The following is a 26,981-nucleotide window of genomic DNA, read 5'->3' as shown; positions in this document are numbered from 1 at the left end:
GGAGAACAGCTATGTTTATTCGTGGTAATACCTATAAGGCTTGGGCCGAAAAGGCACTCGAGGAAGAGTGCTTTACCCAGGAAGTGGAAAACGGTTGCCATATCGAAGTCAGGGCTCGGGAGCGCGAAGACGCCGATATTGAAGTGCTGGTCAGCGTCTATACCGCCACGGGGCAATGTGTGGTCGAACGCACCCAGCAGTTGCCTGGCGCGCAATGGTCCGTGCACGACGCGCTCAAACGCGGCATCGATCAGGCGGAACGGATTGCCGGCGGGGAATCGGGGCGGTTGCCCTGCGCCGATGCGCATTTGCACGACGACGATTGACGCGGCGCGTCGCTGGAATCCCTGCAGAAAACGGAACTTTGGCGGCGCGGGCATTTTCCATTGTAGATAGCCCCGCGTCAGCCGGCCCGTGTCGGATGATCGCTCTTTGCAACCCACGCCAGAGCCGCCCATGTCCGAATCCAGCTTGAGCCAAGCCGCACCTTCCAAACCGTCCTTGCGCCGCGCCGTGACGGGCCCGATGTTGTTCCTGTTCATTCTCGGCGATGTGCTCGGTGCCGGCGTGTATGCGCTGGCCGGCACCATCGCGGGCGAAGTGGGCGGGGCGATCTGGGTGCCGCTGCTGGTGGCGTTGTTCTTTGCCATGCTCACGGCAGGCTCCTATGCGGAACTGGTGACCAAGTACCCCCATGCCGGCGCCGCTTCGGTGTTCGCCGAGAAGGCATTCAAGTCACCGCTGATTTCTTTCCTGGTCGGGTTCAGCATGCTCGCCGCCGCCGTCACCAGCGCGGCGGGGTTGTCCCTGGCGTTTGCCGGCGACTACCTGGCGGCGTTCGTCGACGTATCACCGCACCTGGCCGCGCTGATATTTCTGGTGGTGATCGCACTGCTCAATGCACGCGGCATCAAGGAGTCGTTGGGCGCCAATATGGTCATGACCTGCGTCGAACTGTCCGGGCTGCTGTTGGTGGTGGTGGCTGCGGCCTGGTGCATACAGTCCGGCGAAGCAAACCTTGGCCGCGCGCTGGAGTTCAAGGCCGGGGTCAACCCGATGCTCGCCGTACTGGGCGCCGCGTTATTGGCGTTCTACTCGTTTGTCGGTTTTGAAACATCGGCCAATTTGGCCGAAGAAATACGCGGTGTGCGCAAGGTGTATCCGCGTGCGCTGTTTGCCGCGTTGGTAACGGCGGGCATCGTGTATATGGCGGTCGGTGTCGCCGCGTCGGTGGTGCTGCCGATGGACAAGCTGACGGCCACCTCCGCGCCGTTGCTCGAAGTGGTGCGCGCCTCGGGGTTGAGTATCCCGCCCCAGCTCTTCGCCTTCATCGCGCTGGTGGCGGTCGCCAACGGTGCGCTGCTGACCATGGTCATGGCCAGCCGCCTGGCCTATGGCATGGCCCGCATGGGCCTGTTGCCGGAGCCGCTTTCGCGCGTACTGCCCAAGCGCCGTACGCCCTGGGTCGCGATCATCGCCAGCACCTTGGTGGCCATCGCCTTGACCCTGACCGGCACCCTCGCGGCGCTGGCCGAGACGGTCGTGCTGTTGCTGCTCTTTGTGTTCCTCAGCACCAACCTGGCGGTGCTGGTATTGCGCCGCGACACCATCGCAGAACAGCATTTTCGCGTGCCGACCTGGGTGCCGGTGCTCGCGATTGTTTCGTGCCTGATCCTGCTCAGCCAGCAAAGCCTGGACACCTGGTTGCGCGGTGGTGCGCTGATGCTGCTGGGCATCGCACTGTACGCGTGCAACCGCTTGGCGACACCTGTTGCGGAGCCTGGCTGAGGGTGCGACTGGCCGCCCTAGCTAAACCGCTCATCGGAGGACAATCACAAAATTTCGATGCCCTCCCGCGATCTCCTTGTCATCCAATAGAGCCGCAAATCCTGATGCAGGCTCGTTGAAAAAGTCACTTGGTGACGACTGATGAAGGAGATCGACCCATGTCCAAAATCGATAATCTGCTGGATAACAAGGGCACGCCCTTGGACAAGCAGAGCTTTACCTGGCGTGACCTGGCCGGCAAGCCGATCAGCAAGCTGGACGATGATGCCTTCACCCGGGTACGGGTGATTTTGATGAACGGTGTTGAATCTGACGCCTTGCGACTCAAGCACTTCGGCTCGCGGTTTCACAAGGAGCTGCAGCTGCCCCTGGCGCAGATCCGCCGTGTCGAGCAACACCAGATGACGGCGGTCAACTGGCTGCTGTCTGCAGACCATTCACCCTTGGAAACCACCGTTGCCTACGAGCAGGTGGCGATCGAGGTGACCGCCGCCGTCGCCCAGAATGAGCCCGACCCCTACCAGGCCCAAACCTATCGCTTTGGCCTGCTGGAAGACTTCGACCACCTCTACCGCTACGCCGCCATGCTCGACCGGCTGGAGGGTAAGGACGCCAACAACATTCTGCAGGGCTACACCGACCTCGTGCCCGGCAGGCCCACCAGCGAGCATCACCGCGCCCCCGGCGATGATCTGCGTGATAACTATCAAAAAGACAACGCCGCACTGATCACCAAGATCCACGCGGCGCTGATCACCGGGGCCGAATACCAGACCCACGACTACTACATGAACATCGGCCCGCTGTTCGCCGACCCGGTGGCGCGCGCGCTGTATGCCGAAATCGCCTCGGTCGAGGAGCAGCACGTGACCCAGTATGGTTCGTTGCAGGACCCCAGCGAAACCTTTATGGAAAAGTGGCTGGTGCATGAGGCGATGGAGGTCTACACCTACGCCAGTTGCGCCGAGCAGGAAGAAAATCCGCGGATCAAGGCGCTCTGGGAACGCTTCGTCGACTACGAACTGGGGCACCTGAACCTGGCCTGCGAGTTATTCAAGCAATACGAACGCCGTGATCCCGCCGAGGTATTGGCCGGCCCGCTGCCGCGCATGATCGAGTTCAAGAGCCAGCGCGATTTCGTGCGCGAGACCTCGTCCCGCGAGGTCGACCTGCGTGCCCATGGCATCGACTATGTGCCTAAGGAAAGGGAAGGGCAGGCCTCTCTGGATCAACGTGCACGCCTGAACAGTGAAGGCGTTCCAGCCAACGTGGTGTCGGCTGGCTACACCTTCAAACCCGGCACCGAACTCAACCCAGCGGGAGAACAGCAATGAGCGAACGTCAAGTGATCATCGGCACCAACCGCACCGGCGCGCAAATGTCGCCAGAAGGCACTGCACGCCAATTGGAAGCCACGCGCCTGTTTCCCGCCGATGTCCCCGGCGACATGAGCGCCTTCACCGCCGAGCGCGAGCGCGCTATTCGTGAAGCCGACCTGATCGGTTCGGTGCCGGCGCCAGGCAGCGCCAAAGGCGTGGTCAAGACCGCGCTGGACAAGACCATTGGCAAAGCGCCCGAAGTGCTGCTCGACAAGCTTGGCGAACGCCTGGCCTTCGAGCGCACCGGCGTACGTTTATATGAAGCGATGGTGGCCAAGGCCACGTCGGCACCAGGCGCCAACCCCGAATTGGTGGACACCTTGCGCCAGATCCAGGCCGAAGAACTCGAACACATGAACCTGGTGCGCGAAGCCATCGAAACCCTGGGCGCCGACCCCACCGCCATGACGCCATGTGCGGACGTAGTCGGGGTCAAGGCCATGGGTGTGCTGCAAGTATTGACTGACCCGCGCACGACGTTCTCTCAGTCGATGAGTGCGATCCTGACCATCGAGCTGGAGGACAACGCCGCGTGGGAACTATTGATCGAACTCGCCCGCGCGGGTGGTCATCCGCTGATTGCCAAGCGCTTCGAGCATGCGTTGCAGCAGGAGGAAACACACCTGGCGACGGTTCGCCAGTTCATCCGCGACGACCTGCTTGCCCAAGTGAGCTGACCGTTCGCGCGATGCGTGGTTTCACGCCGGACATCGGTGTGAAACCACGCGCACTCGCCCTCAGGGCTTAAACACCGCCCGCAGACAATTATCGGTTTTTTCCTTGAACAGCTTGTAGCCTTGCGCCCCGTCTTCCAGGCTCATGGGATGGGTCAGCAGATAGGCAGGGTCGAGCTCGCCTTTCTGGATGTGCTCGAACAGGGTCGGTGCGTAGCGCTGGCCCGGTTGCTGTCCGGATTTCAAGGTCAATGCCTTGTTGACGATCGCGCCCATAGGGAACTTGTCGAGCAACCCGCCGTACACGCCGACCACCGACACCGTGCCGCCTTTGCGGCAGGCGCGTATGGCCTGCCTGAGCACGCTGCCGCGTTCGGTGTGCAGCCTGAGCAGTTGCTTGGCCTTGTCATAGGCGTAGTCGATTTCGGTGCCATGCGCCTCCATGCCCACGCAGTCGATGCAGCGGTCCGGCCCGCGCCCTCCGGTCAGCTCCAGCAAGGCGTCGTGCACATTGGTTTTCTCGTAGTTGATAGGGATGGCCTTGCCGCGCTCTTCGGCCAGGCGCAGCCGGTCGGGGTAGCGGTCAATCGCAATCACCCGCTCGGCGCCCAACAGGTAGGCGCTGCAGATCGCCATCTGGCCAACGCCACCGCAGCCCCACACCGCCACGGTGTCGCCGGGCTGGATATCGGCGTTGTCCGCGGCAAAGTAACCGGTGGGCGCCGCGTCCGAGACAAACAGCGCCTGTTCATCGGTCACGCCTTCGGGCACCTTGAACAGGTTGACGTCGGCAAACGGCACCCGCACATAGGTCGCGTGGCTGCCGGGGTAACCGCCAAAGGCGTGGCTGTAGCCGATGATGCCGCAGCACGGCTGGCCGTACATCAGGTCCGTCGCCGACGGGTTTGGGTTGGAGTTGTCGCAACAGGAGAAATCGCTGCGCTGGCACGGCTCGCAGTTGCCGCAGCCGATGATCGAGATGGTGACCACTTTGTCACCCTTGCGCAGCTCCGTGACGCCTTTGCCGACCTCGACCACTTCGCCCATGAATTCGTGGCCAATGATATCGCCGGGCTTCATGGCGGGTACGTAGCCGCCGAGCAAGTGCAGGTCCGAACCACAGACCGAGGAGAGCGTTACGCGGATGATCGCGTCCCGTGGGTTGAGGATCGCAGGGTCGGCGACATTGTCGACTTGCAGCAGGTTGGGGGCTTGCCAGGTGAGTGCGCGCATCAGTGATGTCCTCCTTCAATAACCACACCGGTCTTGGCTGACGGCTGATCGGTCGTGACCTGATCAGTGCCGGCGTGTACGTAAAAAAAGTCGTCGTCCTGGTCCGGCCTGAGGCGGTTGTTGCTGACCTCGCCGGTCTCCAGTTGCTGCTTCACCGCCTGCAGGGCGTTGAGCAAGGCCTTGTCGCTGAACAGGCTGATCGCACGGGCCAGGCCATAACCCAATGTGCCCATTGTCGGCTTGCACACCACCACGGCCTTGACCTGGGTTCCACGGCCGGCCGGGGCGGGCGTCAGGGAGACGCTGATGTCGTGCGCCCAGCGCGCGTCGCCCGGGGTGTTCCAATGCAGCACATTGGGATCCTGGGTGTCGCTCTGCACCAACGTGCATTGCAGGCGCCGCCCGGCCGGGGCGCGCAGGTTCCAGCGCGCGGTGTCCGGGGTCAATTGTTCAACGCTGTCGACCCAACGCAGCAACGGGCCGATGTTCTCGGGCCTGGCGATGAAGGCAGACACATCCTCCAATGGACGCATGATCGTAATGCTGCGCGTGATCGCCTCGCTGATCGGCCATTGGTGTTCGCTGCTGAATTGCGCTTCGTAGGGGGTGGGCGTCAACGCCTGCTTCAGCGCGCAGTGCCCGGCTGCACCGCGAAACACGCCGTAGGCGCCCGTCGCGATCTGCAGTGCGCCGCTCAACCCGCCCTTGCGCCAGCCATGCAGCAAAAGGGCAGCGCCGGCCGTCAGCGACAGCGTGCGCTCGGCCTTGGTCATCGTGCCGCTTCGGTGCGCATCAGGCGGGGTGTGGGTCGATATCAGGGGCTGGTCAGTCATGGTTCGATCCTCCGATGGGTGTGTCTGCGATAGAAAATCGTGCGCCGTTTGAGGTTCCGCCGCATTTCGGGATTGGGGATGAAAGGTGTCGCGCTCTTCAAGTTCACGCTGTTCGCTGCCTGCTTACACTTTGGAATAAACAACCCTTGTATATATAGGGGTGCATGCACTAGTCACGGTCTCGCTGAGAAGGGTGGCCTTATAAAAAGCAAAAAAAAGCCCGTACGGAGTACGGGCAAGACAGGAGTTTTTACCAGAGCCTGGAGTGAACAGACTCAGTAGTAAGAAACAAGAAAAGTGGAAACGGTTTTGTTTTTTTTATGAATCGCCGACGAATGGTCGTATCACAAGGTCGCCGCAATTTGGTGCAACTAAAAGGACTTGTAAGGGGAAAAAAATCTGAACCTTCGCACTGCGCAAATAACAAAAAATCATCAGGAGCGCATATGAAAAATTCTTTATACATCATCGAATATGAATACCATCATGAGCCGAAGTCTTTCATTATAAGAGCTGAGGTCATGAATAACGCCGAGGCGTGGCATTGGGCATCCTGCGATGCTGGAATCGGTATAATTCCACGGTCACGCCATGAAAAGATAAAGCGGGTCAGCAAACCTCTTGCAGAACGCTACGGCCTGGAGAATGTCAGGTGGCGGCCTTCCGGAAGTATTCCGTTTATTGCACAGCCTTATGTGCCGCCACCCCCTGAATGAGTGCGGGATCCGGTTAAGGGTATCCATTTTAGTGTGGTGTTGGTTACATGTAAAGCTTGCTACTTTCTTCGGCGTTCCTGCAGCATGCATAACTTGAGGACGCTGCGTTGAAGTGCGTCCTTCATTACGTCGGCCAGATACTGCTGCCTGCATTTAGGGCAGAGCATTTCGGACGCTGTGGATACCAAGTAGGCGGGTTCGTCAGTAGTCGGCTCAAAAGGTTGTTTGCATTGAGCGCATCCGCGGTTCGCTTGTAGATCAGACACATCGATTCCTCCTTGAATTGAAACGGTCACCCACAATCAATTATGACGTGATTGTTTTCAACAAAAAAAGGGAAGATTTTCAAACGAGCGCTTAGTTGATATTTAAACGCCAGTATTGGAGTTTCAAAGGGGGAGCGTTCGGACAGCTGCCGAACGCTTGGTCTGGCAGGTTCAGGTCTTGAGTTTTTTGCTGCGAGTTTTTTGCGCGGCGGACGAGGACGCCGTCTGACGTTTCGAGCGGTCCGGCGTGGGGGGCGTGACACTGCTTTCGATCGAGCCCGACAAACCATCGGTCTGTGCGGGCGCCAATTCGTCCCTGGCTTGCAACCAGTGCACAAAATCCTGGCCGTCAGGCTTACCTTGCTGTTCCCAAATGCGGTAGGCGGTGAGTCGAATCGTTTCTTCGTCCATTGAGGTGCTCCCGTTCTGGTTTAAAGGCGCTAGGAGTGAATGAAGCTGCTTACAAAATCGGCTTTGACGACCGGCAGTTCGATTGCATGGATCAGGCCGGCGGACATGGCTTGTTGCGGGTCAAGAATGCGCGGCGCCGCGATCAGGTACTTTTCCGTTTCGAGTTTTTCCCTGGCGTCTTGCGTGCGTTCGGCGACGATGCGTGCATACAGGTGCAAGTCGTAGTCGAGGCTCATGGCATATTCGGACATGCGCGAGTGGTCCACGGCACCCTGGACATGCCAATGGAACGGATGGAACAGGAATTTGCTGTGACTGCAGGCCGTCCTGCGTTCACCGGCCAGGAAGATGATATTGCCCATCGACTCCACGGTGCCCAAGTTGTGGGTATGTACCGGGATCGGCAGCGACAGCAGGAAGTTGTACATGGTAAAGCCGTAGCTGCATTCGCCGCCCATGGTGGCGATATTCACTACCAGGCCCGAAGCGTCTTGCTGCACGGCCAGGGAGGCTTTTTCGATGAGTTGGCTGCAGGTTGAGGCGGTGACCGGTCCGGTAAAGTTAATAATGTGTAAAGGCATGGTGTCCCTCATCAATCAAGGCAGGGGAGCATGGCTCCCCTGCATCAAGCACATTAACTGTTGCGTCCACCACCATGGCTGTTCTGCCCGCCTTTACGGCCAGCTTCGGAGGCTTTCTCGCGGTCGTTGGCAAAGTTGCCGCCACTGTTCTGACCACCTTTGCTACCCGCTTCGGCCGCGCGCTCGGGATCATTCTTGAAGTTCCCGCCGCTGTTCTGGCCACCTTTGCTACCGGCTTCGGCGGCGCGCTCGGGGTCGTTCTTGAAGTTGCCGCCGCTGTTTTGGCCACCCTTGCTGCCGATCTCCTGGTAGAACTCTTTGTCATGGGAAGCCGAAGTGGCTTCGCCACCTTTTTTACCGGCTTCGCTGACGCTCATTTTGCCATCATTGTCTTTAGTGCTCATGTTCAGTTACCTCGTCGTTATGTCGGTTATACAACTTTCATTTCGATTTAGCGGGTACTTACCTGGCGCAGTTCATGGCGCAGGTTATAACTGCCTTTCACACAGCGGGCGCGTTTGCGATCCGCCGATAGTTGATTCAGCCAGTTCAACGACTCGCCGATGCTCGTAACACGGGGACGCATTGGGCCGTTCGATGACCCTTGCGTCAATGCGCACTTGCATACTGGGTCGATGATGCAACTCGCTTCGCTGATGTTCCACTGACGTACGCATGGTAAGTTGCCTCTTTATATCGTTACGACTTGCGGCCGCCGCCGTGACTGTTCTGGCCACCTTTACGGCCAGCTTCCGAGGCTTTTTCACGGTCGTTGGCAAAGTTGCCGCCAGACGCCTGGCCACCTTTCTTTCCCGCCTCTGATGCTTTCTGGGGATCGTTGGCGAAATTGCCTGGGTTTTTATTACTGGTCGTCATAGTAGTACTCCAACTGTAATTGAGGTTTCGCTGACGCCCGTTTACTGCAACGGACATAGGTTCCGATACGGGCACCCGTCGAAATGTTTTGAGAATTTTTCAAAACGGCGATGAACGGTAGTTAGTCATGTAAAACTTATACAGCATGCTAATTGGAAGGCCGCTTCGTATAACTTTTACAAGTTGGGGGTAGGGGGCTTGATATTAAGTTAATAGCACTGTTTTCCGCTTCGCTTATAGAGTTGCCGCTTCGCTTGTATAGGACAGAAAGCGAAAGGAACCTCTTGGGCAGGACGACGCCCTAACGTAGGCCACTGACTTGGAGGTGCTGCATGCCAGGTCCCTATTTCTAATAAGGAGGAAATGATGCCTGACCTGTCGACACCCGATGAGGCAACTCCGCGCAGCTGGTTGAGCCATGTGTCCGATCAAGGATGGGCGGGCGCGTTGTTCTGGACCACCACGGTTGCCGTGACGCTGTTGCTACTGGTCAGCGGGTACAGCGCCATCGTCGGGGCCGATGCGTCCAACCTGCGTTATGCGTTACTGGGCGGCCTCAGCGGTTTCGCGGCGACGGCCCTCGGTGCAACGGCAGCGATGGTGCTGCGTGACATCAGTTCACGCACCCAGGACACCCTGCTCGGTTTTGCCGCCGGCATGATGCTGGCGGCCAGTTCGTTTTCCCTGATCCTGCCGGGTATCGAGGCGGCACAGGACATTACGGGCAACCCGATGTGGGCCGCGTGCGTGGTCGTGCTGGGGCTGGGGCTCGGCGTCGCGCTGATGATCGGCCTGGATCGCTTCGTGCCCCATGAACATTCAAAGTCCGGCCGTAGAGGCCCCCAGACCGAACGCTTCAATCGCGTCTGGCTGTTTGTGCTTGCCATTACTTTGCATAACCTCCCGGAAGGCATGGCCATCGGTGTCAGCTTTGCCAATGGCGACCTTCGCGTCGGCATGCCCCTGACCACCGCCATTGCGATCCAGGATATCCCGGAAGGCTTGGCGGTGGCCCTGGCGCTGCGCGTCACTGGGGTCTCAGCCGTTCGCGCTGCGCTGATTGCAATCGGCTCTGGGCTGATGGAGCCCTTGGGTGCGGTAGTGGGGCTGGGCATTTCCAGCGGGTTCGCCCTCGGCTACCCGATTGCCTTGGGGCTTGCCGCCGGCGCCATGATCTTTGTGGTCTCGCACGAAGTGATTCCCGAAACCCACCGCAACGGTCACGAAACCCCGGCCACTCTTGGCTTGATGCTCGGCTTTGCGGTGATGATGTTCCTCGACACTGCGTTGGGGTGATGGGGCGACGTCATCGCGAGCGGCGAAAATAATCTGAACAAGCGTACAACGCATCCAGTCATTTTTGATGTGTAAGGCGCCGAGGCGATGGCGCCGTTTGTTATTCACCCGTGCGTGATCGAGAGCCAAGATGCCTGATATACAACGCGACGCCAGCCAACACGACGAATTGTTGAAACAACTTTTGATGGCCCGTGGGCCGGGTGGGCAAGAGGACGAAGTCCGCGAAATCTGCCTGCATGCCATGTCACCGCTTTGCGACGAAACCTGGGTTGATCCCGCCGGCAACGTCGTGGGCTTGATCAAGGGGCGGCGGGAGCGCAGCGAACCCAAGCGTGCGGTCAGGGTCATGGCGCATATGGATGAAATCGCCATGGTTGTGAAATGCATCGATGACGACGGCACCTTGAGAGTCACGGCCCTCGGCGGCGCCAATCCGGTGAATTTCGGCATGTGTCCGGTCGACATCCTGGGCGATCAAGACATCATCCCTGGGGTTTTGTCTTTCGGTTCGATGCATGCGACCCAAAATGCACCTCAAGGCGCTGATGTGATGTCCGGAAACGTGCATTGGAACGACGTGCATGTGGTGACTCGCGCTTCGATAGACACGTTGCGTGCCCACGGCGTGCGCCCCGGAACCCGGGTGGTGTTGAGTCGCCACTGGCGTGAACCGTTTCGCGTCGGTGATGCCATCGCGGCGCATTTTCTGGATGATCGCGCACCGATAGCGGCGGTGATCGACGCCGCGCACCGCTTGAGTCAACGTCGCGATGACCTGGCCTGCGATGCCTATTTTGTGTTTACGACCCTGGAAGAAGAGTGCAACGCCGGGGCGATGTACGCCTCGGCGACGCTGCCCGGCGATACCACCATCGCGGTTGAGGTCGGCCCGGTGATGGCCGAATACGGCACGCAGCTAAGCATCAATCCGATCATCAATACCGGCGACGAAAAAGGCTACTACACCCGCACGGTCGTAGCGTCCCTGGCCGCTGCCGCAGAGCGCTGTGGTTACACGCCCCAATATGCATTGCTGGTTGATTTTGCGTCGGATGCCAGCGCGGTGTTGAGCAATGGTTCATCGGCGCGGGCCGGGTGCATCTCGATACCGACGGAAAACACGCATGGTTATGAATTGATTTTGGACGGGGCCATCCAGGCGTGCTCGGCGTCGCTGTGCGAGTACCTGGCCACCTGCTGATCGCTACTCAGGGATATATTGGTATGAACACAGCCGCGGCAACTATCGAGTTCCTCAAATCCAACGACCTGGTGATCACCACCGCTGAATCCTGCACCGCCGGCAAGATAGTCACGTTGCTCTCGGAAGTTCCCGGGGGCGGCGCGTTCATCGACAGCGGCTACGTTGTCTACTCGCCAGAGGCGAAGCAGCGGTTGTTGAACGTGCGCGCCTACACGATCGAAACGTTCAACCTGACCAGCTGCGAAGTCGCCAGGGAAATGGCCCAGGGCGCATTGCGTGACAGTGAGGCCGACGTCGCTGTGGCTACCACGGGCATCCTCGGCCCGGATGACATGGACGGCATACCCGCTGGCACAGTCTGCTTCGCCTGGGCGTACCGCGGCCCGCAGGGCCTGTGCCTGTTCAGCCGGAAAGAGCGGTTTATCGGCTCGCGCGAGCAGGTGCAGCTGTATGCGGCGGTTCACGCGTTGGAGCGTCTGCCGTATTTTTATGAGCGGGCGGTGGCGGGGGAGAGAGGCTGAGCAGCCGTTTTCAACATTTTTATCGCAGTGGAATGCGTTTGAGCCTATACACTCAGGGAAGAGCCAAAGACGTCGAGAGCAGGCGCGTTTCAACACCCGTGCATTGAGGAGCAGGTATGTTGCAAGTCGACGAGTTCCCCACAAAGACAGGGGAACCCAGTGAATACGAGAGCCTGCTCGCAATGGGCACTCACTCGCTCAATGCCATTCCGGGGGCTATTTACCTCTGTGATCGCGACGGATGGCTGGTCAGGTTCAACAGCGAAGCGGTCAACCTGTGGGGAAGAACACCTGCCCTGGGTGAGCATGGGGACCGTTTTTGCGGCTCGTATCGGCTTTACACGACAGGCGGCGCGCCGTTAGCCGTCGACGAATGCCCGATGGCCTCGACGCTCAATGCAGGCCTGCATGCGCGTAACCAGGAAGTCTTGATTGAGCGCCCGGACGGGTCGCGGTTCGTAGCGCTGATGAATATCCGCACGCTGAGAGACCGGCATGGCGCTATCCAGGGCGCGATCAACTGCTTTCAGGACGTCTCCGCGCACCACGCACTCGCCGAAGAACTGCGACGTAAAAGCACCGATCTCGAAGACTTTTTCGAAAACAGCGCCGTGGGCCTCCACATCGTCAGCGGCGAGGGCATTATTCTGCGGGCCAACAAAGCAGAGTTGTCGCTGCTGGGCTATTGCGCAGACGAGTACATTGGTCGTCACATCACCGAATTTCATGTGGATGAACCGGTCATCGGCGACATCCTCAACAAGCTCGGCAGCGGTAATTGCCTCAACAGTTACCCGGCGCGTCTGAGGGCCAGGGACGGCAGCATCAAACACGTCGCCATCACCTCCAATGGACGATTTGAAGACGGTAAATTCTTCAACACCCGTTGCTTCACGATCGATGTGACCCGCGTGCATGACGCCGAAATCGAGCGCCAGGAAAGCGAGCGACACATGCGCAACCTGCTGGAGGCGCTGCCGGCGGCCGTCTACACCACCGACGCCGAGGGGCGCATCACGTTCTATAACCGTGCGGCAGTCGAGTTGTCGGGGCGCACGCCGCAACTGGGCGACCAGTGGTGCGTAACCTGGAAACTGTTCAACACCGATGGCACCTATCTTCCTCACGACCAATGCCCGATGGCCGTGGCGCTCAAGGAAAACCGGTCCATACGGGGCGTCGAGGCGATTGCGGAGCGTCCGGATGGCACCCGCGTACCTTTTGCGCCTTACCCGACTCCTCTGCACGATGCGGACGGCAACCTGATCGGCGCCATCAACATGCTCGTGGATATTACCGAGCGAAAGCAGGCCGAAGACCGACAAAAAAACCTGATTGACGAGCTTAATCATCGGGTCAAGAACACGCTGGCGACGGTCCAGTCCCTCGCGGCCCAAACAGCACGCAATGCGTTGGATGCCAAGGACGGGTATACCCGGTTCGAAGGCCGACTGCTGGCATTGTCGCGTGCCCACGACCTGCTGACGAAGCGGCATTGGGGCCTTACCCCGCTGGGCGTGCTGGCCCATGAAGTGTTAATGCCGGTGCTGGGCGCCGAGCCTGCCCGCATCACGATCACCGGTGATGCTGTCGAGGTGGACACCCGTGTGGCCTTGAGCCTCACCATGACGCTCAATGAATTGGCAATCAACGCCCTTAAATATGGCGCGATGTCCACCGAGACCGGGACGCTGTCCGTCAGTTGGAGCGTGCAACCCCAACCGAACGGCGCGCTACTGAGCCTGGACTGGCATGAGCAGGGCGGCCCCACGGTGCTGACGCCTGTGCGCGAAGGCTTGGGTTCGCGGTTGATGAAGCGCTGCATCGAGCGCGATCTAGGCGGTTCTTTTGAGCTCGACTTCGCGGCTGAGGGCGTTCGCTGTCGCTTCTCGTTCATGGTCGCCGAGAACCAAGCATGACTTCGTTCACAGGGATTCGGGTGCTCCTGGTTGAAGACGAGGGCGCCATTGCGATGTTGATCGAGGAAATGCTCGAAGACATGGGCTGCACGGTGGTTGCCTCCGTGGCTCAACTCGCGAAGGCGCTGCAAGTGGCAGATGCAGTGGATGTAGACGTGGCGATTCTGGATGTGAACCTGGCTGGAGAGCGCGTGTTTCCGGCAGCCCGGGTTCTACGCGCACGCAACATTCCGTTTTTATTCAGTACGGGCTACGGTGCCAGTGGCCTGCCGGCAGAATTCGTCGACTGCCCGGTGCTGCATAAGCCGTTTGCCGAGGCGGATCTTCGGCTGAAAATCGCACTGACGCTGGAATATCAGGCAGTAAAACCAGCAACTGACCGTCCCGCCTGAATCCCGAGAAAATCTTTTCCAACCCCATCCCCTCCCGCAAAGCTTCTGTCCGGTCGAGCAAAGGTCCCGGCAGGCGAGTGCCTTGATAATCCCTGCACTCAACCCCACCGCTGCAACGAGCACCGCGTCCCGCCATGAACCTGCGCACCTTCATCCGTAGCCGCTGCCTGAACTCCAGGCTCGCCACGCATGCACTGACCCGCCTGCATCAGTCGCTGTCTTCCCTGGCCGCTCATCTGGCCCGGCGCGGCTTTGATTCCAACACATGCCCGGCCACCGGTGACGGGGCCGCGCTCGATCGTCGCATCAACAGCCTATGCCCCGAGTTGGCCGCCACCGTATTCAGCAACGCCCGCGACGGGATCATCCTGGTCGACCCGTTCGGCCGCGTCATCGCCATGAACGAGGCCTTCAGCCGGCTCACCGGCTATGGGCGCGACGAAGTGCTGGGGCGGGCGTTGAATTCCCATCGCATGGTGCGTCGGCTCGCAACGTTTTATGCGCCGATGAAGAACGCGCTGGATTTCCACGGGCATTGGTCCGGTGAGATCCAAAGCAGCCACAAGGATGGACGGGAGATGACCTCGCGGATCAGCGTCAGTGCGGTGCATGACCGTCACGGCAATGTTCAGCACTATGTGGCGCTGTTCAGCGACATGACGCAGATGAAGCAGCGCCTGCAGTTGCTGGAACGGGATGCCCGGTATGACGCGCTCACGCAGTTGCCCAACCGCTTGCTGTTGGCCGAGCGGATGCGCCAGGCGCTGGGCCAGGCGGCGGTGGACCAGCAGAAAGTGGCGATCGTGTTTATTGACCTTGATGGGTTCAAGGCGCTTAACGACAGTTATGGCCATGATTGGGGTGATCGGGTGTTGCAGATTGTCGCGGCGCGGATCAACGCAACGTTGCGTGAGGGCGATACGTTGGCGCGGCTCGGAGGCGATGAGTTTGTCGCCGGGCTCGTGGGTTTGCAGGCGGTGGAAGACAGCGAACCTTTGCTCAAGCGGATGCTGCAGGCGGCCAACGCGCCGATTTTGATTGGCACGCAGACAGTAGAGATCGCCGTGAGTATCGGCGTGGCATTTTATCCAGAGCATGGGACGCAGATCGATGGGCTGATCAGCAAGGCGGATCAGGCGATGTACCTGTCGAAAAAGGCTGGTGGTAATCGGTTGGCGTTTTGTCCGACGCGGCTTGTTTCGCTCAATAGCGAAGCCTGACGGTGGTGCCCAGGGTGCGTTCGCTGCCGGTCATGACGCCGTAGTCACCGGCGCCGAGCAATGAATACACGGCGGTGATGTACTGGCGGTCGAAGACGTTGCGCACCCAGCCTTCCACTTCCCAGGCACGGTCCTGGCTGCGCAAGCCAAGGCGCAGATTGGTGAGCCCGTAGCTGGGTTGATAGCTGCCTTCGCCGCCTTCGAGGGTGCCGTAGTAACCGGTCCTGAAGCTGTAGTCGATGCCGCTATAGGCTTCCAGTCCATGCGCCAGCGGGTGACTGTGGTCGAGGCCGCTGCTCAAGCTCCATTGCGGCGCATTGTAGAGACGCTCGCCGCTGAGGTCGCAGGTCCATTGGCCCGAGGCCGGTGGGCACGGGGCATTGGGGAAACTGCGGTAGCGCGCATCGCTCCAGGCCAGGCCCAGGCGCCAGGTGAGTTGCGGGCGCAGTTGCCAGGCGGAATCCAGCTCGATGCCGCGCAGGCGGACTTTACCGACGTTGATCAGGTTGTCCCGCAGCGGTGGCGCGAACAGTGAGGTCGGTGGGCTGTAGGTGAGCGCCTGGTAGTTGTCGACGTCGGTCTGGTAGACGGCGAGGTCGAGCATTGCGCGGTCCTCCCAAAAGCGCGTTTTCAGCCCCAGTTCCACGGACGTGGCGCGCTCCGGTTCGAACGTGGGGGCGGTGAACGGGCCGACCACGTCGAAGTTGATCCCGCCGGCCTTGTAGCCCCGCGACCCACTCACATAGCCCATCACCGCATCGTTGAAGCGGTAGCTGGCGCTGAGCAGGCTGGAGACGTTGTTTTCTTCAATCGAATCTTCACGGTAATAACCACCGCCGAGTGCGATGCCGCGCAACAATTGCCCGCCCGCCTGGAAAGCCGGCGGCAATCCGTTCAGCGGGGCCAGGTTGCTGACATCTCGCGAGACCCAGCCGTCCTTGCGCTCCTGGCTGTAGCGCAGGCCGGCGGTGAGTTCCAGTGGGTCAATCGGACGCCAGGAAACCTGACCGAACAGGGCGCGGCTATCGCCTTTATGCTCGCCGTCGTAGCGTTGCCGGGCACCTTCCAGCAGCATGGCCGGTACCTGGTTTGGCGCGGTGAAGGCAATGCCATAGCGTTTTTTCAGCGCATCCAATTGATCACCGACGAACCACGGCGCGGCGTCCTTGCCGAATGCGACGTCGATCTTGCGGTCGAGCTGCTGACGCAGGTAATAGAGCCCGACGACATAGTCGATGGACGAGCCGGCGGTGCCGGACAGTCGCCATTCCTGGCTGAACTGCCGATGACCCAACGCGGTGTCGGACGCGGCCACCGACAGCGCGGTGCTGTCGCCGTCGCGGGTGGCGCGGTAGTCCCAGTCGCGGTAGGCGGTGATGCTGGTAAGACGCATGGCCTCGTTGACGTCTTGGTTCAATTCCAGTGAGACACCGTTCTGCAGGGTCTGCGGATGGCCAGGCGCGTCGATGCGTGCCTCGCGCTGGTAAGGAGAGGGTTCGGCCAGCGGATAACCGACGAACTTGGCGCGCTGCCGAGTCTGGGCGCTGTAATGATTGGCCAACAGTACGTTGCCGGCCTCGTTTTGTTCGGCATGGTCGGCGATCAGGCGCGCGCTGAAGCCTGGGGTTGGCGTCCACAGCAATTGCCCGCGCAGGCCCTGACTGTCGGCGTCGCCGAGGCGCCTGCCATCCTGCAGGTTGTGCACCGAGCCATCGAGCGAGCTGTTGAACACGTTCAGGCGCCCGGCCAGTACGTCGTCCCGCAGCGGCCCGGAAACCACGCCGCGATATTCCCGCAACCCGTGTTCGCCGTAGCTGGCTTCCAGATCGGCTTCGGGTTCAAAGGTCGGCGCGCGGGTGATGATGCTCAGCGCGCCGGCGCTGGTGTTCTTGCCGAACAAGGTGCCTTGCGGCCCGCGCAGGACTTCGATGCGCTCGATGTCCATCAACTCGGTGAAGGCCATGCCTTGGCGCGCCTGGTAAACGCCATCGACGTAGGTGCCGACGCTGCCTTCCAGACCATCGTTGTAGGCGGTCGCGCCGAAGCCGCGCAAGCCGACGCCGGCGAAGCGGGCGTCATGACCGGACACCACCAGGCCGGGTACCCGTTGCTGGATGTCTTGAAGCCGATGCAGGCCGGCCGTGTCCAATTGATCACCATAGAGGACGCTGATCGGGATCGGTACGTCTTGCGGCGCCTCCTCGCGGCGTCGAGCGGTGACGCTTGATTCGTCGAGCGTGAGGGTGCCGGGTGCCTCTTGTGCGGCATTCGTCAACGTCCAAGGCAGTGCCGCAAGGCAGCCGAGCCAGAGCAGCCGATAACCTGACTCCGGCATGCTAAACCTCCCAGGCCATCTCGCGACGCACCCTGTCCGGGCAGGCCAGTTGCTTGACCCACGCCAGCAATTCGCGGCTGTCGGCGGGCTTGAGCAGTACCGCGTCGAACGCCAGAGTTTCTGGATACTGCTGCGGCCTGCGGGGTGGAACCGCCGAATACAGCATCACGGGCAGATGGCCCCAGCGCTTGCGCACCTGGCGCAGCAGTTCCCAGCCGTCCATGCCAGGCATCATCTGGTCGCTGATCAGCAGGTCGACCGATTGCCCGGCCAGGCAGATCAAGGCGTCTTCGCCGTTCGCCGCCGTGCTCACGTCAAAACCGTAGCCGGCCAACAGGTCATACAGCCATTCGCTGTTCTGGTCGATGTCATCTACCAGCAGAACATGTTTGCCCCGGCCGTCGAGCGGCGCGGCGTTATTGTCGACGATGCCAAGCTCCAGATCCTGTTCCCCGGCGCATCTAAGGCGCAGGCTGAAACTCAAGTGGCTGCCGCCCCGTGCAGTGGCGTGTGGTTCGAGCCGGCTGTCCATGTGCGTCAGCAATTGCGTGACAATCGACAAGCCCAGTCCGCTGCCGTCATGGCGCTGCGCATTGCGGCCACGGCGGAACGGTTGCAGCAGGTGTTCGAACTCTTGTGGATCAATGCCGATGCCGGTGTCGATCACGCTGAAGCGCAGCTCCACGCCCTCAGCGTTCGCCCCCGGGTGAGCGCTCACCTCGAAACGAACCTGGCCGTCGCGGGTGAACTTTGCCGCGTTCGCCAGCAGGTTCATGAGGATTTGCCGAAGACGCTTGAAGTCGGCCTCGACCAGTGGCGGCAGGTCATCCGCCAGCACCGCTTGGAAGGTATTGCCCTGACGCGCGGCGAGAAAGCCGGCCTCATCGGCGATTTCCTTGAGGAAGCCGTACAGATAACCCGGCGCGAGGCTCAGTTGCATTTGCTCCAGTTCGCCACGGGAAAATTCGAGCATCTCATCAATCAGTTCCAGTTGCTGGCGGGCGTTGCGCTCGATCGTGGCCTGATAGTCGCGGTTCGGCCCGGCGTGCAGCAGGCGCGCGTAGTCGATGATGCGTACCAGCGGCGAGCGCAGGTCGTGGCTGATCCGCGCCATCAACGCACTGCGGGCCGCCAGGGATTCGCGCAATTGCGCGGTGCGCAGCGCGACGGTGCTTTCCAGGCGTTCGTGCTCGGCCTGGCGTTGCTGTTCGAGGCTGGACAGCGCGTGTTTTTCACGGTCGCGGCTGCGGGCGACTTCCATGATCAAGGTACACACCAGCAACGCCACGCCTGCCAACGTGGACGATAAGCTGTATTTGCTTTGCGGCGACTGCCAGGGCAACTGTTCCTGGGGGAAGAAAATCCGCATCAGCAGTTGACCCAGTAAAAGTCCCGGCACCAGCCAGGCCATCCAGCTGTAACTCAGCCGTTTGCGCCAGGCCATGAATAACGTGGCGAGCAGCACTGCGTAGAAACTCATCAGCGACACCTGGACTATTTGCGCACCCTGGACGGGGTCGACGTTCAGCCACCAGAGTCGGCCCAGGATGCAGCCCGACAGGGGCACCCAGTAGCTCCAGCCAATGGCCTTGGGCAGGCGGGCTACCTGCAGCAGCACGCGCATGTAGGCCAGGAACAGGACGAACGAGACCGCGCTGGCGCAGGTCAGCCACTCGCGCGTCCAGCCCAGCGCGGCAGGCCAGTAGACTAGGTAGCCGTTGAGGATGCAGGTCAGCAGGATGTAGCTGAGGACCGCGCCGGCGTTCACGGTCAGCAATCGAGAGCGCAGGATCCAGCCGACGATCAGGCCGAACGGCACGACCAGCAGGACAATGCCCAGGGTGAGCCCGTCGCTCAGGTAGGTCTGTTGCTGACTGCGCAGCAGCGCAGGTTCCGACCACAGTTGCGGCTCCAGCAGCATTTGGAAATGGCTCGTCACTCGGATGAGCACGGTGACGCTTTCCCGCGCACCCAGCGAAACCGGGAACGCAGGCTGACGCGCGGGGGGCTGGGGCCATTCGGTCAAGGGATGGGCGCTGCCGGCGTGCGCCGCGCGCCAGCGTCCGTCGGTGTGTTGGTAGACGCGGATATCCTCCAGACGCGGCGCCCCGACGACCAGCAGGCGCGAGCACGCCACGTCGCTCGAATTGGTGAGCTGCACTTTCAACCAGAACGCGGAGCGGCTATAGCCTTGGGTCGGCCAGCCTGGGGTCATGGTGTTGAAACGCGCTTCGGGCAACTGAGCCACGTCTTCCAGGCTCAAGCGGGCCTGGGCGTCCTCGAAAATATGTATCGCGGGCATCAGATCCAGGTGCTCGGCCTGGCAGATTTCCACGGGGGCAGCGCGCAGCAGTCCTGCGGATAACACGGCCATCATCAGCAACAGGAACTGTAGAAGCCGCATCAGGCGTGCTCGATGCCCAGGGATTGCTGGCGAAACTGACTGGGCGTCATGCCGATTCGCTGGCGGAAGGCGGTGGCGAAGTTGCATGCATTGCGAAAGCCCACCAGTTCGGCGACGTCCTGCACGCTCAGGGTGCTTTCGCAGAGCAGTGCCTGGCCGCGACGCAGCCGGGCATCGCGAACGTAGGCGAATACGGTCAGCCCCAAGTGCTCACGGAAAATGGCGGAGAGGCGTTTTTCATGGGTGCCGACTTTTTGGGCAAGGCAGGGCAGGGAGGGGATATCGTCCAGCTGGTGTTCAATCAATCGCATGGCCGCCCTCAACACGATTTCATCGCCCTGTGGTAATGGTTCGGCCAGGCGCTCCTCATCGGGTGGCGGCGCTCGCCAGGTCAATTGCAGATGAATTCGGATGCGCGCCAGCACTTCCTCGGGCGCGTAGGATTTGGGGATGTAGTCCACCGCGCCCACGGCCAGCCCTTCGAGGCGTTCCAATGAGGTGTTTGCCGACGACAGGAACAGGATCGGCGTATGCCGGGTGGCCGGCGCCTCGCGTAACAGCCTGCACAGGCTGAAACCATCCATGTGTGGCATGTGAACATCCAGCACGATGAGGTCCGGACGCAGCGCGAGAGCCCGTTGATAGCCCTGATGGGCATCGCTGGCCACCGAAAGGCGCCAGGGTTGGGCCTTCAACAGCATGAGCGTGGCGCGGATATCTTCAGGGACATCGTCGATCAGCAGGATATGCGGCAACGCGTCGGATGCGGTGCCGCCGCCCACGGTCGCTGCAGGCCCTTCGTAGTGTCCAGTGTGCATTCGCCAGGTTCTCTTATCGTATTTCGCCAGATCGTTGCCGCGGGCACTGTAGACAGTTTTACAACGATAAGTCACGTCTTGGGCAGGCGACAAATTGATATAGCGATAGCGGCCGATGACGCGAGAACTGAAGGCCCTGACGTTTCGATGGCCGAGCGAGCTTTCAGGCGAGGCGCAACAGCCAGCCAATAAGCGCGTCATCTTTCCAAGCTTTGCGCAGTGCGCCGGGGTTGATGCAAATACCTTCAATCATCGGTCACCACGCTTGGCCACGGTGTTTGCGTTCCAACCTTTGAATGAACGCCTGCAGCACCCGCAGATACAGTTCGTCGCCCAGGACCGCGTCTTCGATGCCTGCGTCCAGGTTGGGGTTGTCATTCACTTCGGTGACCAGCACCCGATTGCCCGCCTGCTTGAGGTCGACGCCGTAGAGGCCATCCCCGATAAGCCGTGCCGTTTGTACGGCACGCTGCACGACGTCGGGCCGGACCTGATTAATAGGTTAGATATCTCAGATCATCGTATGCCCTCCTTGTGCTAAAGCTTATTGATGTTCCAGAGCTGCTTTCGCAAGCGCCAGCCCTTGGTGGGCTTCAAGCGATATCGAACGAGGCGTTGGAATCCTGCGCCAACGCCTTTTTGGTTCATAGCATGCGGCGCAGGACGTCGTTGCGTGGGTCCCGGTCGTAAAAGCGGTGTTTGAGGGCGCCCACCACATGCAGCACGATCAGCGCCAGTAGGGTGTAGGCGAGTACTTTGTGCAGCCATTGGAATACGGCGAACCAATCGTCGTTCTTGGGCAGCAATTCCGGCAAGTTAACCCCGAAAAAGAACACGCCGTCGCTCATCGTGTAGGTGCTTGACATGGAGTAACCCATCAACGGCACGATCAGCACCAGCCCGTACATGAGACGTTGCGTCAGCCTGGACAAGATCCGCTCATACGACGCCAGTGTCGCCAGCGGTTGCGGGATGCTCGCTGCCTGCCAGCGCAGGGCAATCTGGGTCAGCACCAGCAGAAGCGTCAGCAACCCGAAGGATTTGTGCCAGGGGTAATACAGCTCGTATTTGCTCGGCACTTCATCGTTCAGGCCGGTCATGTACCAGCCTGCCCAGAGCAGGCCCAGGACCAGTACGGCACGTACCCAGTGCAATACGCGCAGGGCGGTTGGGTACCGATCGATTGTCGGTTGATATATTGGGTTCATATCAGGCTCTCCATGGTTCTATGCACGGTTCAATGGCCACCCTTGTAGGCAAAGGCCGCAGGGGAGCTCGGTCAGAGCGGGCAGAGCGGGCAGTGCGCTCAGGCAGGCAGCAGCACGGTAATCACTTTTTCCTCGGTGTAGGCCACCGCGCCGCTGAACCCGCCTTCACGCCCGATACCGCTGGTCTTGAGGCCGCCCCAGGGCAGGTTGGCGTCCAGCGGGCTCCAGCAGTTGATGCCCACGGCGCCGGCCTTCACCGCCGCCGCGACGCGGTGCGCGCGCGCCAGGTCGGTGGTCCATACCGTGGCGGCCAGGCCGTAGCTGGAGTCGTTGGCCAAGGCGATCGCTTCCTCTTCACTGTCGAACGTGATCAGCGTGCCGACGGGGCCGAAGATTTCGTCCTGGGCAATCGCCATGTCATTGCGCGCATTGGCGAAGATCGTCGGCCGCACAAACCAGCCCCGTTCAGGGCTCGATACCCCACCGGCGAGTAACACGGCGCCCTGGTCGATGCCGAGCTGGATGTAGCGGTTGACTCGCTCGAACTGGGCTTTCTTGGCCACCGGGCCCATCTGGACGCCGGGCTTGCGTGGATCGCCCACGTTCACCGCCTGCGCGGCCTCGGCCAGCGCCGCACCGAAACGCTCGGCAATGCTGCGCTGCACCAGGATGCGCGAGCCGGCGGCGCAGACCTGGCCCTGGTTGGCGAACAGGCCGAGCGCACAGCCGCGCAAGGCGTCGTCGAACGACGCGTCATCGAACACGATCTGCGGGCTCTTGCCGCCCAGCTCCAGGGCCACGCGCTTGAACAGCACGCCGGCGGTGCGCTGGATCTCGCGCCCGGCCTCGGGGCTGCCGGTGAAGCTGATCTTGGCGATGTGCGGGTGTTCGCACAGGGCCCGGCCCACTTCATTGCCGTAGCCGGTGACCACGTTGATCACGCCGTCCGGGAAACCTGCCTCCTGCGCCAGCGCCGCCAGGTGCAGTGCCGATTGCGGGGTTTCTTCCGAAGGCTTGATGACCACCGTACAGCCTGCCGCCAGCAGGGCGGCGAGCTTCCACACCGTGATCATAAGCGGCGAGTTCCAGGGCACGATTGCGCCCACCACGCCCACAGGCTCGCGTACCGTGTACGACAGGGTCCGGGTGCCGAAATAGCCACCGCTGGGGATGGTTCGCCCTTCAAGCTGATTGGCCCAGCCGGCGGCGGCGCGCAGGTTGGCGAGCACGTTGGGCAGGTCCATGCGGCGTGGTTCGATGGGCGAGCGGCCGATGGCGTTGGCGTCCAGATCGGCGAGTAATTCGCTGTCGCGCTCTACCAGGTCGGCCAGCTTCGACAGCAGCCGGCCACGCTGTGCGCCGTCGAGCTGGCTCCAGGCGCCGCCCTCGAGCTGGCTGTACGCGGCTGCCACGGCGCGGTCCACATCGTCGGCCGTGCCGCGCGCGGAGCTGGCGTACCCCTGTTCGGTCACCGGGTTGATCAGGTCAATGCGACGGCCGTCGGAACTGTCGACGGCCTTGCCTGCGATGAAGTGCTTCAAGTGTTCAGTCATTTTTTGTGGTCCATAAGTGTGCAGGATCAGGCCTTGAGGGACGCCAGGGCGTCGCCGAAGATATCCAGGGCCTTGAAGAACAACTCGCGGGAAATGGTCAGCGAAGGCATCACGCGCATCACATTGCTGTAGCGGCCACAGGGGATCATCAGGACGCCGTGGTTGAGCAGGTAGCCCATCAACTGGCCGATCCTCTCGCCCGCCAGGGGCGCTTTGCTGACGGAGTCTTCGACCAGTTCGATACCGATCATCAGGCCGCGGCCGCGCACTTCACCCACGAGCGGGCTGTTGAAGCCTCGGATACGTTCCTGGGCTTCCAGCCCCAGCGCGTGGGCGCGGTTGAGCAGGTCGAGTTCGGGGTCCTGGAGGATGCTGATGTTGGTCAGCGCCACGGCCGCGGACAGCGAGTTGGCGGCGAAGGTATTGGGCATCGAGCCGTCGGGAATCTTCGCCGCCAGGTCCGAGCGCATGATCAGGCCGGCCATCGGCAGGTCGCTGCCGATGCCTTTGCCGAAGGTGAGCATGTCAGGCTTCACGCCGGAATGTTCGACCGCCCACATCTTGCCGGTGCGCCCCGCGCCGGATTGCACTTCATCGACGATCAGCAAGGTGCCGCTGCGGTCGCAGGCCTGGCGCAATCTTTGCAGAAACTCCGGCGAGGGCGGCACGTAGCCGCCTTCGCCCTGTACCGGTTCCACGATCACGGCGGCCACGTCATCGGCGGCGGTGTACGGGGTGTTGAGCAGATAGTCGATGTAGTCGCCGGCGATCTGTTCGGCGCTTTTGTGGGTGGTGTCGAAAGGAAAGCGGTAGGCATACGGGTAGGGTGCGTGAATCACGCCGCCCATCTGTGCGCCAAAGCCCTTGCGGTAGGCCGTGCCGGTGGTCAGCGAGCCCGAGGCGTTCCAGACACCGTGGTAGCCGCCATGGAAGGCGATGATCTGGTGCCGCCCGGTGATGCGCTTGGCGAACTTGATCGCGGCTTCCAGTGCATCGCTGCCGCTTTGCGTGAAGAAGGTGATGCAGTCGCCACGCAGGCCGTCAGGGGCGATTTCGGACAGTTTGGCGGCCAGCTCGGTGCGGCGGGTGCTGTTGATTTCCAAGGCATGCATCAGCACTTCGGACTGTTCGCGAATGGCCTGCACCACTTTGGGGTGGCAACGGCCCACGCTGCTCACGCCGACCCCGGCGGACAGGTCGATGTAGGTGTTGCCGTCCGGGTCCTTGAAGGTGGCGCCGAAGGCGCGGTCCATGGCGATCGGCATGCGCCCGCCGCCGCGTGCCATGGACTCGGTGCGCGCCGACAGTGCCAGGGCCTCGCACGTCTTGGGCCCGGGAAGCGTGCTGGAGGTGATTCGCGGTGCATCGGCGAAGTGGAGGGCTGCAAGCTGGGCTTCACTCATGACGGATTCTCTGCAAGGGTGTTTTATGTGGGGTTGATCATCTCCGTGGCGGGCGCCAGGCAGGTAGCCCGAATCGGCACATGGGCGTGCTGGCGCAGGTCATTCGGCGCGCCCTTTAAATGGCGCTGGAATTTGCATAAATTGCTTTATGTGAGAATATCCATAAATAAAAACGCCTTAAAAGAATAAATAATCCGTGGGTATCGCTCATTGTGAGAAATAACAGCATCGGTCATTTTAAGGACGTGCACGTTCATGCCGCCAACGTGCAGCAGTGGAACCAGGACTACAACCAGTTAACCGCCGGCTCGACCGAATGTTCGCTGATGCAACTGACCACAGGCAGTTGCCACGTTTTCCTCGAACAGATCAACCAGCGTGTCGTGCAACATGGCGTCGCGCCGCGCGGCAAGATGTGCTTCGCGGTGCCGATCAACGTGCCGGGTTCGATGCGCATGCAGGGGCGTGAGGTGGACCACAGCAGCCTGTTCTTTCTGCATGGCGGCGAGGAGTTCATGTTCCATATGCCGATGGGCATGCAACTGCTGTCGATCACCTTCGAGCGAGAATTGTTCGAGCAGGCGCTGGCGCAAACGGCGTTGGCGAAGGACGTCAGCCTGTTGCTGCGCCAGCCAGTGATCAGGGTGTCCAGCCAGCGTTTCGCCGAGGCCCGTCGGCGCTTGCTCGCGGTGTTCGCCCAGGCCATGGCCGACGGGACTCACGACAGCGTGCAGGAGCGGCAACGTGAACAGGCGCTGGAACAGGCCATGCTCAATGAGCTGGTGCGGCTCATGACCGATCCGGCCTGCGACAAGCAGCAGCGCACGCCCAGTTCCACGCGCAGTTATATCGTCGAAAAATGCCACCGCATGGCGGCTGCCGGGCAGTTCGACGTGCCCAGTGTGTTCGAACTGTGCGAACGCCTACAGGTGAGCCGGCGCACCGTGCAGAACAGCTTTCGCGCGGTGGCCGAGACCACGCCGCTGAACTACCTGCGTTGCGTGCGGCTCAATGGCGTGCGCCGCAGCTTGATGTCCACCCAGGCCGCAGGCCTCTCGATTGGCGATGCCGCGGCCCAATGGGGGTTTTACCACCTCAGCCATTTCGCGGCCGAGTACCATGCGCTGTTCGCCGAGTTGCCGTCCCAGACGTCACGCGCCACCCTGCCGCCGTGCGTTATACGCGGAACTGGTCCATCAGTTTCATCTGTTGATTGGCCCGTGCGTTAAGCTGACTGCTGATCTGCGCCGACTCGGCGGCCTGCTCGGTCAGGGTCTCGGTCACCCCGCGGATGGTCGAGACGTTGCGGTTGACCTCTTCGGCCACCGCGCTTTGTTCTTCCGCCGCACTGGCGATCTGCAGGTTCATGTCGCTGATCACCGTGACCGCCTCGCTGATTTTGCTCAGGGCCCGCACGGCCTGGTGGATCTGCCCGGCGTTGTCCTGGGCCAGTGTCTGGCTGGAATGCATCGTTGCGACCACGCCTCGTGTACTGGTCTGGATACGCTCGATCACCAGGCGTATTTCTTCCACTGAATCCTGGGTGCGCCTGGCCAGGTTGCGCACTTCATCGGCCACCACCGCAAACCCCCGGCCGCTTTCCCCGGCGCGCGCCGCTTCAATCGCCGCGTTGAGTGCCAACAGGTTGGTTTGCTCGGCAATGCTGCGGATCACTTCCAGCACCGAACCGATCTGCTCGCTGTTGACCGCCAGGGCTTCGACTTCATTCACCGCCTTACTGACCTCGCTGGCCAGGGCGGTGATGTCGCGGGTGCTGCGCTCGATAAGGGTGATGCCGTCCCTCGACGCCTGGTCGGCACCGCGTGCCGCCTGGGCCGCATTCGAGGCGCTGTGGGCGACTTCATGGGCGGTGGCGCTCATTTCGTTGGACGCGGTTGCCAATTGGTCGATCTCGCGAAATTGCACCTGCATGCCTTCACTGGTCTGC

25 protein-coding genes and 1 pseudogene are annotated in these 26,981 nt (G+C 61.3%); 12 read left to right on the top strand and 14 right to left on the bottom strand.

Features of this window, described 5'->3' with window-relative positions:
• Positions 1–11 precede the first annotated feature (11 nt).
• The 4 genes from ACLH0H_RS26420 (at position 12) to ACLH0H_RS26405 (ending at position 3,844) form a co-directional block, all read left to right on the top strand.
• On the top strand, positions 12–326 hold the full coding sequence (locus tag ACLH0H_RS26420; RefSeq protein WP_411380307.1) for a hypothetical protein: 315 nt from the start codon (positions 12–14) through the stop codon (positions 324–326).
• 130 nt (positions 327–456) lie between these two features.
• Positions 457–1,788 (top strand): APC family permease, encoded by a 1,332-nt coding sequence (locus tag ACLH0H_RS26415; protein WP_411380306.1) that lies wholly within the window; start codon positions 457–459, stop codon positions 1,786–1,788.
• A 158-nt stretch (positions 1,789–1,946) separates the two neighbouring features.
• On the top strand, positions 1,947–3,122 hold the full coding sequence (locus tag ACLH0H_RS26410) for a hypothetical protein (protein ID WP_411380305.1): 1,176 nt from the start codon (positions 1,947–1,949) through the stop codon (positions 3,120–3,122).
• Positions 3,119–3,844, top strand: coding sequence for a DUF892 family protein (locus ACLH0H_RS26405; RefSeq protein ID WP_411380304.1), 726 nt, complete (start codon positions 3,119–3,121; stop codon positions 3,842–3,844). Before ACLH0H_RS26410 ends, ACLH0H_RS26405 begins: the two co-directional genes overlap by 4 nt.
• Positions 3,845–3,904: 60 nt before the next feature.
• Here the strand turns inward: ACLH0H_RS26405 and ACLH0H_RS26400 are convergent, their stop codons facing one another.
• Together ACLH0H_RS26400 and ACLH0H_RS26395 are read right to left on the bottom strand one after the other, a co-directional pair.
• Positions 3,905–5,074: a zinc-dependent alcohol dehydrogenase gene (locus ACLH0H_RS26400; protein WP_411380303.1), complete on the bottom strand. Its 1,170-nt coding sequence runs from the start codon at positions 5,072–5,074 to the stop codon at positions 3,905–3,907.
• Complete coding sequence (locus ACLH0H_RS26395; protein ID WP_411380302.1) at positions 5,074–5,907, bottom strand: SRPBCC family protein; 834 nt, start codon at positions 5,905–5,907, stop codon at positions 5,074–5,076. Before ACLH0H_RS26395 ends, ACLH0H_RS26400 begins: the two co-directional genes overlap by 1 nt.
• A 446-nt stretch (positions 5,908–6,353) precedes the next feature.
• On the opposite strand from ACLH0H_RS26395, the gene ACLH0H_RS26390 reads away from it, so the two are divergent.
• Complete coding sequence (locus ACLH0H_RS26390; protein WP_411380301.1) at positions 6,354–6,623, top strand: DUF6555 family protein; 270 nt, start codon at positions 6,354–6,356, stop codon at positions 6,621–6,623.
• Between the two features lie 437 nt (positions 6,624–7,060).
• Here ACLH0H_RS26390 and ACLH0H_RS26385 read toward each other — a convergent pair whose 3' ends face one another.
• The 4 genes from ACLH0H_RS26385 to ACLH0H_RS26370 all read right to left on the bottom strand — a co-directional run bounded on the left by ACLH0H_RS26385 (position 7,061) and on the right by ACLH0H_RS26370 (position 8,757).
• Entirely contained in the window at positions 7,061–7,300 is a 240-nt protein-coding gene (locus ACLH0H_RS26385; RefSeq protein WP_411380300.1) for a DUF2934 domain-containing protein, read from the bottom strand.
• Positions 7,301–7,329: 29 nt separating this feature from the next.
• Positions 7,330–7,881 (bottom strand): ATP-dependent Clp protease proteolytic subunit, encoded by a 552-nt coding sequence (locus tag ACLH0H_RS26380; RefSeq protein ID WP_411380299.1) that lies wholly within the window; start codon positions 7,879–7,881, stop codon positions 7,330–7,332.
• A 53-nt stretch (positions 7,882–7,934) separates the two neighbouring features.
• Positions 7,935–8,285, bottom strand: a complete 351-nt coding sequence (locus ACLH0H_RS26375; RefSeq protein ID WP_076954898.1) for a general stress protein — start codon at positions 8,283–8,285, stop codon at positions 7,935–7,937.
• A 295-nt stretch (positions 8,286–8,580) separates the two neighbouring features.
• The gene (locus ACLH0H_RS26370) at positions 8,581–8,757 is read right to left on the bottom strand and encodes a general stress protein (RefSeq protein ID WP_003174481.1); all 177 of its coding nucleotides are present in this window, start codon (positions 8,755–8,757) and stop codon (positions 8,581–8,583) included.
• 366 nt (positions 8,758–9,123) lie between these two features.
• Here ACLH0H_RS26370 and ACLH0H_RS26365 point away from each other — a divergent pair, with 366 nt between their 5' ends.
• The 6 genes from ACLH0H_RS26365 to ACLH0H_RS26340 all read left to right on the top strand — a co-directional run bounded on the left by ACLH0H_RS26365 (position 9,124) and on the right by ACLH0H_RS26340 (position 15,312).
• A complete protein-coding gene (locus ACLH0H_RS26365) occupies positions 9,124–10,053 on the top strand; it encodes a ZIP family metal transporter (RefSeq protein WP_411380298.1) in 930 nt (309 codons plus the stop codon).
• Positions 10,054–10,183: 130 nt separating this feature from the next.
• Entirely contained in the window at positions 10,184–11,257 is a 1,074-nt protein-coding gene (locus ACLH0H_RS26360; RefSeq protein WP_411380297.1) for a M42 family peptidase, read from the top strand.
• A 23-nt stretch (positions 11,258–11,280) separates the two neighbouring features.
• Positions 11,281–11,781 carry a CinA family protein gene (locus ACLH0H_RS26355; protein WP_186689542.1) on the top strand — a complete coding sequence of 167 codons (501 nt, stop codon included), beginning with the start codon at positions 11,281–11,283 and terminating at the stop codon, positions 11,779–11,781.
• A 116-nt stretch (positions 11,782–11,897) separates the two neighbouring features.
• Complete coding sequence (locus ACLH0H_RS26350) at positions 11,898–13,700, top strand: PAS domain S-box protein (protein WP_411380296.1); 1,803 nt, start codon at positions 11,898–11,900, stop codon at positions 13,698–13,700.
• Positions 13,697–14,092: a response regulator gene (locus tag ACLH0H_RS26345; RefSeq protein ID WP_411380295.1), complete on the top strand. Its 396-nt coding sequence runs from the start codon at positions 13,697–13,699 to the stop codon at positions 14,090–14,092. Before ACLH0H_RS26350 ends, ACLH0H_RS26345 begins: the two co-directional genes overlap by 4 nt.
• A 134-nt stretch (positions 14,093–14,226) precedes the next feature.
• On the top strand, positions 14,227–15,312 hold the full coding sequence (locus ACLH0H_RS26340; protein WP_411380294.1) for a diguanylate cyclase domain-containing protein: 1,086 nt from the start codon (positions 14,227–14,229) through the stop codon (positions 15,310–15,312).
• Here the strand turns inward: ACLH0H_RS26340 and ACLH0H_RS26335 are convergent.
• The 7 genes and pseudogenes from ACLH0H_RS26335 to ACLH0H_RS26305 form a co-directional block, all read right to left on the bottom strand.
• Entirely contained in the window at positions 15,296–17,647 is a 2,352-nt protein-coding gene (locus ACLH0H_RS26335; RefSeq protein ID WP_411380293.1) for a TonB-dependent receptor, read from the bottom strand. The two genes, ACLH0H_RS26340 and ACLH0H_RS26335, sit on opposite strands and share 17 nt — an antisense overlap.
• 1 nt (position 17,648) lies before the next feature.
• On the bottom strand, positions 17,649–20,051 hold the full coding sequence (locus tag ACLH0H_RS26330) for a hybrid sensor histidine kinase/response regulator (RefSeq protein WP_411380292.1): 2,403 nt from the start codon (positions 20,049–20,051) through the stop codon (positions 17,649–17,651).
• Positions 20,051–20,869: a helix-turn-helix domain-containing protein gene (locus tag ACLH0H_RS26325; RefSeq protein WP_411380291.1), complete on the bottom strand. Its 819-nt coding sequence runs from the start codon at positions 20,867–20,869 to the stop codon at positions 20,051–20,053. The genes ACLH0H_RS26330 and ACLH0H_RS26325 overlap by 1 nt, the downstream gene beginning before the upstream one ends.
• 256 nt (positions 20,870–21,125) lie before the next feature.
• Positions 21,126–21,356 (bottom strand): annotated as a pseudogene (locus ACLH0H_RS26320) (RimK family alpha-L-glutamate ligase); the annotation flags it as partial.
• A gap of 157 nt (positions 21,357–21,513) precedes the next feature.
• Positions 21,514–22,077 (bottom strand): cytochrome b, encoded by a 564-nt coding sequence (locus ACLH0H_RS26315; RefSeq protein WP_411380290.1) that lies wholly within the window; start codon positions 22,075–22,077, stop codon positions 21,514–21,516.
• Positions 22,078–22,175: 98 nt separating this feature from the next.
• Positions 22,176–23,630, bottom strand: coding sequence for an aldehyde dehydrogenase family protein (locus ACLH0H_RS26310; RefSeq protein ID WP_411380289.1), 1,455 nt, complete (start codon positions 23,628–23,630; stop codon positions 22,176–22,178).
• Positions 23,631–23,656: 26 nt separating this feature from the next.
• Positions 23,657–25,033, bottom strand: a complete 1,377-nt coding sequence (locus ACLH0H_RS26305; protein ID WP_411380288.1) for an aspartate aminotransferase family protein — start codon at positions 25,031–25,033, stop codon at positions 23,657–23,659.
• A 212-nt stretch (positions 25,034–25,245) separates the two neighbouring features.
• On the opposite strand from ACLH0H_RS26305, the gene ACLH0H_RS26300 reads away from it, so the two are divergent.
• Positions 25,246–26,262, top strand: coding sequence for a helix-turn-helix domain-containing protein (locus ACLH0H_RS26300; RefSeq protein WP_411380287.1), 1,017 nt, complete (start codon positions 25,246–25,248; stop codon positions 26,260–26,262).
• Here ACLH0H_RS26300 and ACLH0H_RS26295 read toward each other — a convergent pair.
• Positions 26,210–26,965, bottom strand: coding sequence for a methyl-accepting chemotaxis protein (locus tag ACLH0H_RS26295; RefSeq protein WP_411382467.1), 756 nt, complete (start codon positions 26,963–26,965; stop codon positions 26,210–26,212). The genes ACLH0H_RS26300 and ACLH0H_RS26295 overlap by 53 nt on opposite strands.
• Positions 26,966–26,981 lie beyond the last annotated feature (16 nt).

This window comes from Pseudomonas sp. MPB26 (assembly GCF_046605355.1).
GTDB lineage: Bacteria > Pseudomonadota > Gammaproteobacteria > Pseudomonadales > Pseudomonadaceae > Aquipseudomonas > Aquipseudomonas cedrina.
This window is presented reverse-complemented; position numbering and strand designations above follow the sequence as displayed.